General features: G+C 34.0%; 14 protein-coding genes. 5 read left to right on the top strand and 9 right to left on the bottom strand.

From position 1 onward, the window contains the following. Nucleotides 1-298: 298 nt before the first annotated feature. Together V1503_RS03215 and V1503_RS03210 are read right to left on the bottom strand one after the other, a co-directional pair. On the bottom strand, nucleotides 299-637 hold the full coding sequence (locus tag V1503_RS03215; protein WP_410624802.1) for a TetR/AcrR family transcriptional regulator: 339 nt from the start codon (nucleotides 635-637) through the stop codon (nucleotides 299-301). A 169-nt stretch (nucleotides 638-806) separates the two neighbouring features. Further along, nucleotides 807-1,481 (bottom strand): DUF421 domain-containing protein, encoded by a 675-nt coding sequence (locus V1503_RS03210; protein ID WP_214483346.1) that lies wholly within the window; start codon nucleotides 1,479-1,481, stop codon nucleotides 807-809. Nucleotides 1,482-2,894: 1,413 nt separating this feature from the next. Between V1503_RS03210 and V1503_RS03205 the strand changes: the two genes are divergently transcribed. Further along, entirely contained in the window at nucleotides 2,895-3,371 is a 477-nt protein-coding gene (locus V1503_RS03205; protein ID WP_410624800.1) for a GNAT family N-acetyltransferase, read from the top strand. 357 nt (nucleotides 3,372-3,728) lie between these two features. On the opposite strand, the gene V1503_RS03200 is transcribed toward V1503_RS03205, so the two are convergent. The 4 genes from V1503_RS03200 to V1503_RS03185 all read right to left on the bottom strand — a co-directional run bounded on the left by V1503_RS03200 (nucleotide 3,729) and on the right by V1503_RS03185 (nucleotide 6,369). Further along, the gene (locus tag V1503_RS03200; protein ID WP_320259121.1) at nucleotides 3,729-4,154 is read right to left on the bottom strand and encodes a GNAT family N-acetyltransferase; all 426 of its coding nucleotides are present in this window, start codon (nucleotides 4,152-4,154) and stop codon (nucleotides 3,729-3,731) included. 4 nt (nucleotides 4,155-4,158) lie between these two features. Then, a complete protein-coding gene (locus V1503_RS03195) occupies nucleotides 4,159-4,674 on the bottom strand; it encodes a YjcG family protein (protein ID WP_320259120.1) in 516 nt (171 codons plus the stop codon). 210 nt (nucleotides 4,675-4,884) lie between these two features. Further along, nucleotides 4,885-5,613: an alpha/beta hydrolase gene (locus V1503_RS03190; RefSeq protein ID WP_410624797.1), complete on the bottom strand. Its 729-nt coding sequence runs from the start codon at nucleotides 5,611-5,613 to the stop codon at nucleotides 4,885-4,887. Between the two features lie 216 nt (nucleotides 5,614-5,829). Continuing rightward, nucleotides 5,830-6,369 (bottom strand): HD domain-containing protein, encoded by a 540-nt coding sequence (locus tag V1503_RS03185; RefSeq protein ID WP_410624795.1) that lies wholly within the window; start codon nucleotides 6,367-6,369, stop codon nucleotides 5,830-5,832. Nucleotides 6,370-6,634: 265 nt separating this feature from the next. On the opposite strand from V1503_RS03185, the gene V1503_RS03180 reads away from it, so the two are divergent. Then, complete coding sequence (locus V1503_RS03180; protein WP_284730471.1) at nucleotides 6,635-6,769, top strand: hypothetical protein; 135 nt, start codon at nucleotides 6,635-6,637, stop codon at nucleotides 6,767-6,769. A gap of 54 nt (nucleotides 6,770-6,823) precedes the next feature. On the opposite strand, the gene V1503_RS03175 is transcribed toward V1503_RS03180, so the two are convergent. Further along, on the bottom strand, nucleotides 6,824-7,027 hold the full coding sequence (locus V1503_RS03175; protein ID WP_214483383.1) for a hypothetical protein: 204 nt from the start codon (nucleotides 7,025-7,027) through the stop codon (nucleotides 6,824-6,826). 115 nt (nucleotides 7,028-7,142) lie between these two features. Further along, the gene (gene shc / locus V1503_RS03170; protein WP_410624793.1) at nucleotides 7,143-9,014 is read right to left on the bottom strand and encodes a squalene--hopene cyclase; all 1,872 of its coding nucleotides are present in this window, start codon (nucleotides 9,012-9,014) and stop codon (nucleotides 7,143-7,145) included. Between the two features lie 607 nt (nucleotides 9,015-9,621). Here shc and V1503_RS03165 point away from each other — a divergent pair. Beyond that, nucleotides 9,622-10,356 (top strand): hypothetical protein, encoded by a 735-nt coding sequence (locus tag V1503_RS03165; RefSeq protein WP_214483353.1) that lies wholly within the window; start codon nucleotides 9,622-9,624, stop codon nucleotides 10,354-10,356. A 538-nt stretch (nucleotides 10,357-10,894) separates the two neighbouring features. Here V1503_RS03165 and V1503_RS03160 read toward each other — a convergent pair. Further along, nucleotides 10,895-12,709: a sulfatase family protein gene (locus V1503_RS03160; protein ID WP_410624791.1), complete on the bottom strand. Its 1,815-nt coding sequence runs from the start codon at nucleotides 12,707-12,709 to the stop codon at nucleotides 10,895-10,897. A 341-nt stretch (nucleotides 12,710-13,050) separates the two neighbouring features. Here V1503_RS03160 and V1503_RS03155 point away from each other — a divergent pair, with 341 nt between their 5' ends. After that, nucleotides 13,051-13,551, top strand: coding sequence for a hypothetical protein (locus tag V1503_RS03155; RefSeq protein ID WP_320259114.1), 501 nt, complete (start codon nucleotides 13,051-13,053; stop codon nucleotides 13,549-13,551). Nucleotides 13,552-14,081: 530 nt separating this feature from the next. Then, on the top strand, nucleotides 14,082-14,291 hold the full coding sequence (locus V1503_RS03150; protein ID WP_320259113.1) for a hypothetical protein: 210 nt from the start codon (nucleotides 14,082-14,084) through the stop codon (nucleotides 14,289-14,291). The last annotated feature ends 218 nt before the right edge of the window (nucleotides 14,292-14,509 follow it).

Here is a 14,509-nt window from a genome sequence, read left to right as displayed (position 1 = left end):
CAAAATACTTAGTAAGTGATAAGTATCGTCCGCAAATACGTCTAACTAGTTGTCGGTTTGAACATCTATTTTTAACCCCGCAGCACTTGGGGCCCTTTTAGAATAAATTCGTAGGATTTGTTTAGACATATGGCCAGGTGAGGGATAAGGTTCTTCTTTTAGCCACCAAGTGAGAACACCTATAAAAGCTGAACTAGCGAAGTGAAGAAGCAGTTCTTCAGGAAGGAGTAGGTCATTTTTTTCATACCTAGCTCCGTTAAATTGTCTTTGAATTTGTTGCGAATTTTTATGTCTAAAATCATATACACCCGTGTTCACCGAACATCACTTGATAAAAAAAGCGGTGTTTTTCAACATGTTCAAATACTCTCAGTATTGTTGCTTGAAGCTTGTTGGTTTCTAATAGCTTATTTTTAATATGATTTGTTGGATCATATACATCTTCAACCTCCAACAACACATGCTCAATCATGTGATCTAATAAATCATATTTATCTTGGTAATGTAAATAAAAAGTAGCACGATTTATCATTGCTTCATCTGCAATATTTTGGATGATGATACTGTCAAAGCTTTTAGCTGGATCAAACTTAAGAAAGTCTCTCCAATTAATTTTCGTGTTCTGGAAAGAAATCATTTGATCATGGATTAGGTATATTAGGTTGGAGTCGAGTAGTGAGTTTGATGTTTGTAGCTGTTTTGAAGTGGAAAAATGGAATAAATGAAGCAGATAGTCAGTTGAGTATAGACAGTCAAAATTGAACAGAAAGTACTTGTTTTAAGTTGCCTAATAGAAAGGAGAGGCATTAATACTTCTGAACGTGTAATCCCTCTCCTTCTTTCCATTCTGCGTATAGTATTTCTGAATACTTTGTTGCACCGTGAACTTGAATTTGCCCTTGAAGCCACTTTGTATCGAAGCCAACTTCCTCTAAATTCTCCCATAGCACTTCCCCGTCACTAATTAGTGTGTTTGAAAGTACAACATTTTCTTTAGATAAATTCATATCACCACGTGTGGGAGCTGCATATTTGGATTTTTTAAGAACGTTAACAGTTCCATCTGTTTCTAGTAATGCGTATTCAACTTCCCGAATAGAGAATGCATCCTTTGTTCGTAGAAGGTGCTGTAATTGATTAATATCAAGTTTATTTTTCTTTAATTCATTGTAATTAATTTGTCCTTTGTTAATAACGATTGATGGCTTACCTTCAAGAAAAGCTCTTGTTCTCTTCCATTTTTGAGTGATCATTTCCATCGTGTAAATTAATAACCCCCAAATTGCAACCGAATAAATAATTTGCCCTAACCCTGTATTCTCATCAAATAGTGCGTTTCCAACTAATTCGCCGAGGACAAGTGCAGATATGAAATCAAAAGTTGTAATTTGAGTGATTTGTGATTTCCCTAACATTTTTGTGACCAAAAATAACGCAATAAAGCCAAAAAAAATCTCGATTGTAATATGATAATAATCCATGTTATGCACACCTTTATATATGAATCAAAAAATATGCTGCTTATAGTTAACTAGGTATTATGCAATTGTTATTAGTGGATATGTTTTTTAATAAATTTTGTTACTAACGTGACAATATTATAGCGGAAAAAAATGATTTGTTAGCTGTTTGACATCATTTTTATGTTAATGTTTAAGTACGAAAAATTATAATCAATGCAAAAATACCTTATAAAAAAAATAATATTTAATTGTAACTTCTTAAGTCAGAAACAGCGTTTCAAAATGACAAGGGTATGTACGAATGATTATTAAGAACGTCGCTCCGCTATTCCTATAAGTTCATTATTATGATGTACAGACAGGGATTTTTTATGATCTTTTCAAAGGCTTTATTTTGGAGTAGACGAATAGTAAGGCACTTATTATTAATTTTATGAAAAGGAACAGGGAGATAAAGACATTAGACCCTAAACATAGAATTTCAAGCGTGTTAGATTGAAAATTACAGTATTGACCGATAAAACATAGAATTTGACAGGTAAATAAAGTGTAAAACCCTGAATTGACCGATAAAATGCCGGATTTGACCCGGAAATCACGGTATTAGACCCATAAAATGCTGGATTTGACCCGAAAAACACAGAATTTGACCCAAAAATGACAGTATTAGACCGATAAAATTTACGGTATTTGACCCGAAAATAACAGTATTAGACTGATAAAATGCCGGATTTGACCCGGAAATCACGGTATTTGACCCGAAAATGACAGTATTAGGCCGATAAAATGCCGGATTTGACCCGAAAATCCCGGTATTTGACCCGAAAATGACAGTATTAGACCGGTAAAATGCTGGGTTTGACTCGGAAATCCCGGTATTTGACCCGAAAATAACAGTATTAGACCGATAAAATGCCGGATTTGGCCCAGAAATCCCGGTATTTGACCCGAAAATGACAGTATTAGACCGGTAAAATGACAGTATTAGACCGGTAAAATGACAGTATTAGACCGGTAAAATGCTGGGTTTGACTCGGAAATCACGGTATTAGACCCATAAAATGCTGGATTTGGCCCGAAAAACACAGAATTTGACTTGTAAAACACAATATAAACAGGGAGATAAAGACTTCTTTATCTGGTTCAATATATTTAGGTGTTTATATTTATGTACGAAAATCAACCAGAAAAGAGTCTTTATTAAATTTTCGTTAATTTACTATAATTAGTCCGAAAAATGGAATTTGAGAGGATTATCGTCGTCATATCGAAGTAGAGTCATTTGGATAGGAAAGAGTAGTCTAATCATATCATCATCGTCTAGAATTGCTGAACAAGAACTTGTAGTAATATTATAATATTGAAACGAATGTATGTTCTTGTTGTTGTGCTTATGATAAAATATAAAGAAAATAAGGAGCAAAAAAGACTATGGATAAAATTAATTGCATTGAGTTAAAACATTTTTCTGATGAATATTTGGAAACCTTATCTTCTTTTAAACTCCCTGAAGAACAAGTAAAATTTACTGCATTACCAAGTAAGGTTTTGGAGGTGACGGAAGGACAACATCGAATTATCATTGTTAATAATAATGTACCTGTTGGTTTCTTTTTATTGCATTCAACTGAACGAGTAAAGGAGTATTCAGTTAATCCGAAGGCTATGTTGTTAACCGCATTATCTGTTGACCATGCGCATCAAGGAAAAGGTTACGCCAAACAAGGTATGATCGTCTTAAGCGATTTTGTTAAAGCTGAATTTCCTAATTGTGATGAAATTGTTTTAGCAGTGAATCATAAAAATGTTCCTGCTCAACAGCTGTATGCAACAGTAGGGTTTGAAGACACTGGCACGCGAAAAAGCGGTCCAATTGGGGAACAGCTTGTTATGAAATTATCGCTGTGATATACACCATTTGTAATAAAATGTTATTCAACAATTGGCGTATTTCTGTAATGGATCAAAGAGTTTTTTCAATGGTTTTAAATACTGAATAATAGATGGGATTTATTACCATTATTATAAAATAATAGGTGAAAATCATTATGATGAAAAATAGTAAAAAGGGAAATTTTTTCTATTGTTGAAGCTTTAACGAAAGTCGCATCCGAAGGAATTTTATATAATTTGGTTGGTTATTAAACATCGGTAACATAGTTAAAATCTAACCTGAAAACATCGCTTTTTGTAAGGAATATAAATAAAAAAGCGCTAATAACCATTTCTCGTTATTAGCGTAATGTACATTGTATTTTATAGACATTATGTTAATTGTTTGACCATCGTTACGTGAGGAATTCCTGCATCCATAAAAACTTCAGAGACTGTTTCATACCCAAGTTTTTTATAAAATTGTTCTGCATGGGTTTGAGAATTTAACTTTAATTTATCAATTCCTTGATCAATGGCAAATTGTTCAATTTTGTCCATAATCATTTTTCCACTACCTTTTTTACGGCTAGTTGAAAGAACACAAATACGCTCTACTTTACCAGTGTTTTCTAATTGGCGAAAGCGACCCGCACCAATTGGTTGATTTTGATCATACAAAACAAAGTGTGTTGCTTCATTTTCTAAGTTGTCTATTTCTTCTTCTTCAGAAACTTGTTGTTCTTCGATAAAGACCTGTCTGCGGACCAATAATGCATCGTTATATTCTTCGTTAGTAGTAGCTATTTTTACTTTCAATCAGTTAACAATCCTTTCCAAACTGAAATGTTTCATAAACAGTCCATTGTCCATTGTCTAATTGATATAATAAATGGAAACGGTCAATTTTTTCTTCGAAATTTACATTTGTCATTTTTAATCTACCAAAAACATCAGAATGTTCATCATTCGATAGTTTTTGTCCTATCGTAATATGAGGTACAAATGCATATTCAGGATCGTCTGCAAATAAGCCAGAATGAAGCATTTCATGTAGATTTAATAATTCAGGTGTAGGGTCAACTTTTAAATAAATGACATTATTGACAGGTGAAAACGAGCTAAATTTATACACGTGTAGATTAAACGGCTGAACTTTTTCTGTTATATCCTTTAATTGTTCAACCATCTCCTTCATATCGTTATCATCTGATTCAAATGACGCTTTAAGCGTAATATGTGGCGGAATAAGTGAATAATTAGGGTCATATCTCTTTCGGTATGAGTTCGCTTTATCTTGAAGTTGTTTTGAAGGGAATAATACAATTCCGTATTTCATGATTTCAGCTCCTTTTCTTAAAATGGATTTCTTTAATTATACTCATCTTTTACACATATGTTTGTACATCGGCAGGCTCCGAAACAATCAATTAGAAAAAATGCATCTACCTCTTTGACTACATGCTATTAAAATGTTTGAATATAATAATTTCTATTATAGCAAAATAAGTGAAAATTATATATATTAGCTATTTAAAGAATTATCTTGTCACATAGACAGCATCATTTTAAGTGCGCGACTAAGATCAGGTTGCCAATAAGTCCACGTATGGTCCCCATCAAATTCATCATAAAAGATCGGATAGGCTTTCTTCTTCATCACGTCATGTAACTCTCTGTTCGGATATACAAAATCCTTTATTTGTCCATCGGTTGTCTTTACTTCTGTTTCTTGTTTTCCAATTACGTGATAAAGCTCCAATTGATGAGGAAGTTTGAAATCTTTTACCTTATCAATTACATGGCTGTTCACATATGGGGACTGCATGATGATTTTTCCAAATGTATGTGGATATGTTAGTGCAGCTAACAAAGATACAGTTCCACCTAATGAATCACCTAATAGTATACGCCCCATACCCATATTGAATGTTGGATATTCTTTATCAATATATGGTGTTAACTCATCTGCTAGAAAGCGTATATATTGCTGATGTTTTTGTCCATTTGGATGATACTTTTCTTTTCGGTCGATCACATCTTTATAAGGTATAGCTACTATAATCGTGTTATCTATTTGTTTTATAGAGAGTAGATGATCTGTCACTCTGGCAATTTTACCTAGATTTAAGTAATCTTGGCCATCCTGTGCGATTAATACGTGATACTTATACAATGGTGAAAAATTCGCAGGTTCATATATGAGAATTTGTACTTCTTCATTAAGGGCTTCACTCGTTAAAGTCACTTCTTTAATTTTGCCTTTTATACCGTTCATGTGATAAACCTCCTACAGCTGTCATAGTACGTTAATATCATCAAATTGTACCATAAACAACGGTATAATGCTGTTAAAATGATAGGAGGGTGTGATAGATCATAAATGACAGAATAAAGTTAAGGGAAGTAAAAAGGGAAGCGGAAAGGAACACCATCGGTATGCCCGCTTAATCGACATGTATATGAAGGTGTGTAATTGAAGTAGTTGCTGTCATTAATTGGCTTCTTTTAAATTAGTGGTATTTTGTAAATAACGATCAATGAGTGAATCTAAGTTTTTGATTTTTACTAGCGCCAGCTTTTTCTCGATTGTTCGATAGTGATGTTTCCCATTTGGTTCTTCGTCAGCCTCATCAGCTAATTTTACAACCTGTTGTAAGTCATCTGTATTTAGCTTGCCTTCAGGAAGGTAAGAATCTGTGTGTAGCAACACTGCTAATGCAATTTGCTTGGCATTCGTAGGTTTTTCTCCTAATCGGATTAATAGTTTATGTGCACGTTCAGCTCCTTTGATCGCATGTATATCATTTTGGCGATATTGCTCAAAGTCCCATTTGCCGTCTTGATACCACTCATAATGGCCGATATCGTGTAAGAGTGCTGCTTTTGTAGCTAAATCTACATCAACTTTATACTGTATTGCTAAATGAAAGGCATGGTAGGAGGTGGAAATTGCATGAGCAACTCCAGAACGATTAAGATATTTTTGAGCAATCGGATGTAAAAAAAGGTCTGTTAAGGTCACTTCTCTCATAGGTGCTCTCCTCCATTCTATTGTAGTTAAATAAAAAAGTGTTTCTTTTTAGATTAACAAAAAAACAAGGTGATTGGAATAGTTCTTTTGTATTAATTGTGAATTTTTACGGTGTTTTCACATTGTTTAGTCGCGTTGCACAATAGCCACTTATACATCTTTTCTATTTTTGGTTTCTCGTAAATTTTGTTGTTGTCGTTCCTAAAATAACAGATAAAAACCTCGTTTTTCTCAAAAATCATAATTTTATAGAAGGAAAGATGCAATGCCCCGAACCTTAGTTGTATACATGATTATTTTAATAGAGAAAAAACAACAATTTATACGAAAACAGCCTATAAAAAAAGCAACAATTGATGTGAAAGCAGCCCCTAATTTAAAAGATAGAAGTTTTAGATAATGATGTTCATCTAAATAATGACAAAATACAAAGTTTACGAAACGAGCCTTATTTTCATTGTGAAACTGGGATTGCCGATAAAATATTTGCTAGATTAAAAGTTCGTTGTTCATGACGTAACAGACAATATGCTTTCACATAGCTCGGCGTTACTTGTTCAACCCGTAAAATCCTTTGTGTTATTTGACCAGATTTAGACATGTATATGACTTCTATCGGTTGCTTTAGCTCTAAACATCTTAAAAATAATCGATACAAGATGTAACAACCCCTTATAGATTAATAAACTTGTTTTTAGATAAGATCTCAAAAAGCTTCTTTTCATATAGGAGAAAAAAATACAGAAAATATGTTCTTTGTTACTTTATTATTGTCAATTTTCTGTCAATATATAATTAGACAGTGCTATTAGTGGAAAAATTGTATTGTAGCTATGGTATTGGGTGTAAAATTGACCGGGTAAGCCGGTGCCTGTAGGATAAGTATGTTGGGTAGAAGAATAGTTATTTGAAATTAAAAATTGTATTCCAGTTTGAATCGATCTTTCCATTTTTGAATTAGAAGTGAGCAATGCATCTAAAGCCCATGCAGTTTGAGAAGGTGTACTAAATTGCAAAGGTACGAATCGTTCGACTTCAGCACTGCGACAAGACTCTCCCCATCCACCATCATTATTTTGAATATTTTTAAGCCAACGAATTGCCTTACGTATACAAGGGTGATTTGCTTGGATACCAACTGCCCTCAAACCTGTAACAGCAGCCCATGTGCCATAAATGTAACAAATACCCCATTTCCCATACCAAGAGCCATTCTCTTCTTGATTGTTAATTAACCAATTCACAGCTTGTTTTACTTGTGGATGTTCTTCGTCATAGCCAGCAAAGTTTCCAAGATATTCAAGTGTACGTCCTGTTAAATCAGCTGTTGATGAGTCACGCAATGTAAAATTAGCGTTTTCGATCGGTAATGTTGCTAACCATTTTTGGTCAACGTTTTTTTCAAATGATGGCCAGCCACCGTCATTATTTTGCATAGACAGAAGCCACTTCTGCCCTTTCGATAAAGCGACTTGAAAAGGATGTTGTGTTTGAGCCGTTGATGTGATGGCTCTTAGTGCTGCAGTTGTATCATCAATATCAGGAATAATCGTGTTTATATCTGAGAAACCCCAGCCCCCTGGTTCTGTATTGGGGTTGTGTACTGTCCAGTCTCCATATTTTTTGTGCTGACGGGATAGTAGGTATTCGTTAGCACGATGTATCATTAAAACATCTGCACTTACTCCTGCTTTTTGGAGCGCATAACTTAATAAGGCTGTATCCCATACAGTTGAGGGTGAGTTTTGAATATGAACTTCGTTAGCTGGGCAACTGAGAGATTTCAATCCTTTAATTGCTTTTTGGATAATCGGCGAATCTTTCGTGTATCCCAATGCTAAAAGTGCAAAAACCATGACGACAGTTGAGGTAGCGTAACTATACAAAGTCCCATTACTTTCAATTCTGTCTAGTAAAAACTTCTCAGCTTTTTTTAATCCTTGTTCATGGATATGCAGCGGATAGCTAGCAAGTTTTTTAAGCTGTGTTAAGAATTCATGTGAAAGTCTACTTTCTCTAATCCAGCTTTGTGTGAATAAAGAAGGAGGTGTGGTGAATAGATGACTTACATCTGGTGTACTCTCAGAACGAAGTGAAATGCGTTTGTTTCCACAAATAGCCATAGGAATAAAATGAATTCGGGCATAATTACTAATTGAATAAATGCTAAGTGGCGAAAATTTTGGAAGCATTAATATGGACATAGGAATATAAAATGCTGTAGGCCAAGGATATTGGCCGCATACAGAGAGAATAAACTTAGTTGTAAAATGAGCCTTAGTCAACCCACCTTGTGATTTAATGTATCGTTCTGCTTTCTTCATATTTGTATCACTTTTTTTCGCAGCTTTAGAGCATAATAAGGCGAAGTAACATTGAATGGTAGCAGATAAATTTCCATCTTGCTCATCTTCATACAGCTTCCAAGTACCCTTTTCACTTTGTATACTCAATAATCGATTTGCAAGTTTTGATATTAATGATTCTTCATCTATACCAAGGCAATGTAACAAAATAATAGTATAACAATCCGTTAATGGAGGACCTTCAAAGCAAAATCGCCAAGTCCCATCTGTATATTGTGTTTCATGGAGGTCATGCACAATAGTTGTAATTTCTTCACGAATTTCTTCGTTTGAAAACAAAAGAATCACTCCTTATAAAGTGGTTAGCCTGGGAGAAGGGTTGATCAGCTTTTTAAAACAACCTTTTTACTATATATTCATGTATGCCTGTACATATTGACGTGACAGGAAAACAATACTATAAAAAAACATTTTAATTCTGAGAATAGATTCGTATGAGTAAGAAATGAAAGAAAATGTACTTACATGCATTTTCATACGAACAACTTCTAATACATTTAGTAATATTATCAGTCAATCATTAGGGCTCTTTTCGTAAACGTTGTTGCTACAGTTCCTAGGAGAAAATGTCGCTTTATTCAACAGTCATCGTTTTATAGAAGAAAGATGCAACGAAAATTAGTTCGTGTTTATTTTTTAGTAAACACAACATTCTATAAGAAAACAGCAATCAGTAAAGAATGTTTACCATCATTAGTTGTGGAGATGATTGTTTGGAACAAGAGGGGAGCTTTTTTTGTAAACTTTGTAGATTAGAACATTTAAATGAAATTAAGGGAGAAATGTAAATGTATGGAAAAAATAGTGTCATTGGGTTTAGGTGTATATGATTTAGTTCTTTGTAGGATAAGCAACAGAAATAATTGTAATTGTGAGGTGGGTATAAATGAAGTGGGTTCGTATTTTATGTGGCTTGTTAGTATTTGTACTTATGTTATGTCAAATCGCAGCCCCTGTATTTGCTTATAATGAGTCGAGTGGAAAAGTAATCAAATTTTCAAGCAAGAGTCATGTTCAAGATAGAATAAAAGTAGCTAATTTACCTGATGCTAATGTTACATTGCTAGCGATTAAAGAAGACAAGTGGTTTAAATATTTTCAGCTTACAGTAGGAAAACGAAACAAAGAGTTTGTACATTGGATGAATGTCACAGATCATGACTTTCAGCCAAAATTGTACTCTATTGATGTAACAAATACTGGTCAGGAGGAAATTATTGTCGTCCTCACGACAGACCGAGACAAAGGTGTATATATAAATGAAGCACATGTATTAGAAAGAACATTAGTAGACAAAACAGATGTAGTGAAAGAAATTTATATTGAGAATCCACGAATCATCGCCGCTCAAAAAGTTAATATGAAGAGAACGAAGAGAGGAGTAGTTTTAGTAGTAGATGGTAAAAGTACATTCATTCCAAATAATAAGCTAGATTCTAAAGAAGAGTTACCTCAACTATCAATGGAACATTTTGTGAAATTTACGATAGAAGACAATACACTTAAGGCTATATTATTGGTAGAAGAAAAACCGAACCATTATTATGGTAACATCGTCATTACATACGAATATGATAATGGCATCATGAAAGCTGAAAAAGTAGAGCTTCGATTAGGGTAACAATAGCGCGTATTAGAATGGCAATAAAGATTAAATTATCATCATTTAATTAAGTAAAACCAATAGTTTCCATGAGTAGGGAAGGCGGAAAATTACACAAGAAAAATTTTGCTAAATGCCTGATTAGATATGTCTATAAATAATGAGAGGTCAGGAAACATGATTTTAATTCAAAGAATTACATTTAACCTATTAGATGGTCCTTCAACAAATTTATTAATATGTCTAATAGCTGTTGGATATTCAGAACTACAATTCAATCGTAGCTACATAGTTCTTTAGCATCTTGTTCTTAAAAAGTGTTGCTTGATTTTATGCAAATGTCATTTGCATGAAGGAAGAACAAGTGGTTGTATTTCTGAGCAATAAATACAACCCTAAACAAAAGCTAATACAACAGTTCTTACTATATAATCATATTTTTTCTAATATGATACTGAGAATGTAGTATAGATTACAAACTAAAAAAGAAACTACAATGCAAATGTACTTCGCAAAGTAGTTGATGTAAACAATCTATTTTGAACACATTGCCAAACTATGAAGAGCCTTTGCAATTACAAGACGACATTCCAGGTACAACTCCACTTGATGGTGATAGTCTCTTTTGGCTACATTGCTCTTCAAGAGCTGAAATAAGAAGGTTCTGGACTATTATTGATTCTGGGGTTTCGAAGGCAGGGTTCGCTAGGTTTTTTTCTTCTAACGGATCATTAGTAAGGTTGTATAGTTCATATTGATCTGGAACTGGATTATACTTTGTTTTCGTTAAGCAAAGGTAGCATTGCTCATTTGATGTTGTATTAATAGCAGAGCTCTGGACAGTTGTGTTGTCCTCACACCCAGGATCACTCCAAAATTGTGGATTATCATAATAACGACTAAGCTTCCACCTTTCTCTTTTTTTATCCATACCAGTAGGTAACATCGTAATAATCGCTTCAATATGATTTGGCTGGACGACTGATTCATACGGCTCTCCTGATAATGTGACCTGATTCAATCCCCTTGTCACATCATCATCACTCATAAAATAAATCGGTTCATCGTCACGGTAAAAATTCTTTCTTCCTTTTAACAAGGGGGTAAGGTCACGACCAACTAGAGGGTGTACTTCAGTATGGTCTAGCCTCAGCTTTTCTTGTATTTCCATTGGGTTAATACCTGCTAAGCCTAGCATAGTTGGCAGAACATCAACGTGACTCGTTATACTGTCTGTACTTTGTCGACCAGAGAACAGCCTAGGACTGTGGATGATCATAGGGACATGAATCGACTCTTCGTATGTGTTATACCACTTTTGAAATAATCCACCGTGTGCACCTAATAATTCTCCATGATCAGATAAGAAAATGACAATTGTATTTTCATAAAAATTAGATTTCTGAAGTGCTTGAAATACTTTCAACATTTCCTGATCAGCTTCTTTTTGTAAAGAGTAATACAACTGGCGATAAAAAAGTGTGTCTCTTAGAGGCTGCAAAGCTTTCTGATAAGTGACTCGGTAGCTATCTTGTGCGATGGGTTTTGTAGATAGTGATTCCTTTGCCGTTGGAGCAGGAGGAATGAACGGAACAGAAGGGTCTACTTTAAAATTATACAGTGCACTTAATTCTGTAACGATTCCGAATAATGCGATATCATGTGGATTTACAAATGAGCTCATAATCAACCATGGTGCATCATTTTCTTCTTGTAATTCGAGAGACCGAATCAATGCAACAACTTCTGCAGAATAGACAACATCTCGCCCACTGACACCTATGGCTGCTGAACATCCTGAATTTCGAGGAGCTGAACCATGAGGCTCAGGACCCACCCAGCCAGAGAACCCAAACTTATCCAATTGATCAGCGCTCAAATACTTTCGAACCTTCTCTTCATCAGGTATTCCTGTCAATGTATAGCTTGGGTAAGCATCTTTTGTACCAGGAATGAGAATATCTTCATCAGAAGCATGCCACTTTCCTTTCCAAAAAGTACGATACCCAGCAGCTTTAAAATAGTCACCCATCGTTGGAACGCTATTTGGGTCTAACCAGAATAAATCTGGGTCAAACGCGGTTTTAGCAACACCGCTTGTTTGTGTTACCCCATGTAGGGAAGGGTACTGCCCAGTATACAATGTCGCACGACTTGGTGAGCAAGCTGTACTCCCAGCATAATGATTGTTAAATTCAAATCCATTTTCTCGTAAAAGCTCTTGTGCAATAATATTTTCTTTCCGCCATAACTTTAGTTCTTCGTTTTCATAAATTGATGGAAATCTTTCCTGGTCGACCATTAAAATAAGAAAGTTTGGCTTTTCTTCTTGGACATTTTTGCGGTCTGAACTTGTTGTCGCTTGATTCACTTAACATAACCTCCATATGTTGTGATTAGGATAAAAGATACTCTCGTATGCTTTAATTCATCTTCACTATATGATGGTTATAAAGTTATCATTCTAGAATCATTATGAATAAGCTGTATAACACTCGATGTCCCAAGATGGGTAGGAAACACCTTTCATTGTTTCTAAAATATATACAAATAGAGTGTAGGCATCATTTTTTCAAATATCAGTCTCAATTGATAAAGAATAAACACCGTTTTTACAAAGTGTTGGTTTCATTGAGCGTAATAAACAATATATATCAAAAAACTCGAAATATTGATAAAATGATTGTTAAATAGTTGTATTGGAGGATAATAATGAGAAATAAAGTGACAGGTGTTTTACGATTTTTAGGCGTATTTACTATTTGTGTAGGGATAATTATAGGCGCTTGGTTGGCAAATGATACACAACTATTATCTTTTGGAGGGGCTTTTTTAATTGCCTGTGTTATAAATAGTTTTTTGTTATTTGGTCTTGCTGAAGTAATGAATGTGGTATTCAAGATCTACGAAAATATGGGCGGTTCGACACTCAAAAAACTTGAAATATCTGGCTCACTAGAAAGTGTACAAGCGAATAGTAAAACAAAACGAATCGGTATAAGCGATAGGAAGACGATTGAAATGTTTTATGTTGATTCACATAGTCAAACAGCAATTGAGATAGTAGGCACCCCATTTGAGGACTTCTTTTTGGTGAGAAACAGTGACGGAGGAATAGATATAGTAGAATTAGGTGGTTTTAAGCCGCAAATACTAAGCGTAGAAAGTATAATAAATCATCCTCAATTAAAAGATTGGTATGAGTCATTATAGATAAAAAAACATTTATCGAATACAAGCAATCTCTCCGATTCTTCAAATATCGTCATATAAAATCTAGATAAGAGAAAAGAAAGTACAACGGGTTTCAACTATAGCATAGGTACGAAATAGTTACATATTTTTGTTTCTAGTAAACTTGTACTCAGGAACTACTTAATTAGCTTATAGATTTTTAATCGTGGGTGTTCTAAAATATTTGGAAATCAATATATTTAATCAATAGGCACATTGCGTAATCTTGATTACAATTTTATTAATCATGGAAAATAACTTCAAAAATTATTAAGTAAAAAGATGCTGCGAACCAAAAAAAGCCTAATATAAAATCAATAATCTGTGCGAAAACAGGCAGCAAATAAAAATATGTTATGTATTCACTTGAAATGCCTTAAGATAATGTCTAAATCCTTTAATAATACCCCATCATGGAGGATCTCGTAATTGGTTAGTCAGTTATACAAGAACCATTTTACAGTTTATAGCTATTATCCTGTCATGAGACCAAAAAAGGAGTGAAAGCATTGTTAACGAAGGAGGAACAATTTATACTTGATGAACTAAAAGTTATTTTTAAAAATGAAGGCAAAGCAGCAGTTGAATTCAATAGACGAGAATTAGTAGAGCATTTTTCAGACATCAATGTTCCAGTTGTTATAAAATCTCTAGTGATCAATGGCTACTTAAGTATTGAACATCTGCCAAAAGGAAAACTCTTACTAACCATCTTGTAGATTAATAATAAAAGTTAAAGCCTTGAGGAGATATTGTCTGTTTACAGGATGCCAAAAAACACAAAGAAAATAAAGAGTAACGGATTTCTAAATAACTATTGTTGTATATGTATCCGTTACTTAACGCTAACACTCATAGGGAACAGTCTTCATTAGATTAGAACAAATACATACCTCCTTTACGTTATCGTTGTTCATAATTAACGGTGTTTTATTTT

The organism is Nanhaiella sioensis (genome assembly GCF_046557775.1).
GTDB classification, from domain to species: domain Bacteria; phylum Bacillota; class Bacilli; order Bacillales; family SM2101; genus Nanhaiella; species Nanhaiella sioensis.
This window is presented reverse-complemented; position numbering and strand designations above follow the sequence as displayed.

Excerpts from the sequence above, each read along its gene's own strand:
- V1503_RS03155 (WP_320259114.1), top strand. The coding sequence starts at position 13,051 with ATGAGAAATAAAGTGACAGGTGTTTTACGATTTTTAGGCGTATTTACT.
- V1503_RS03215 (WP_410624802.1), bottom strand. The coding sequence starts at position 637 with ATGATTTCTTTCCAGAACACGAAAATTAATTGGAGAGACTTTCTTAAG.
- V1503_RS03180 (WP_284730471.1), top strand. The coding sequence starts at position 6,635 with ATGCCCCGAACCTTAGTTGTATACATGATTATTTTAATAGAGAAAAAA.
- V1503_RS03165 (WP_214483353.1), top strand. The coding sequence starts at position 9,622 with ATGAAGTGGGTTCGTATTTTATGTGGCTTGTTAGTATTTGTACTTATG.
- V1503_RS03210 (WP_214483346.1), bottom strand. The coding sequence starts at position 1,481 with ATGGATTATTATCATATTACAATCGAGATTTTTTTTGGCTTTATTGCG.
- V1503_RS03195 (WP_320259120.1), bottom strand. The coding sequence starts at position 4,674 with ATGAAATACGGAATTGTATTATTCCCTTCAAAACAACTTCAAGATAAA.
- V1503_RS03185 (WP_410624795.1), bottom strand. The coding sequence starts at position 6,369 with ATGAGAGAAGTGACCTTAACAGACCTTTTTTTACATCCGATTGCTCAA.
- V1503_RS03190 (WP_410624797.1), bottom strand. The coding sequence starts at position 5,613 with ATGAACGGTATAAAAGGCAAAATTAAAGAAGTGACTTTAACGAGTGAA.
- V1503_RS03205 (WP_410624800.1), top strand. The coding sequence starts at position 2,895 with ATGGATAAAATTAATTGCATTGAGTTAAAACATTTTTCTGATGAATAT.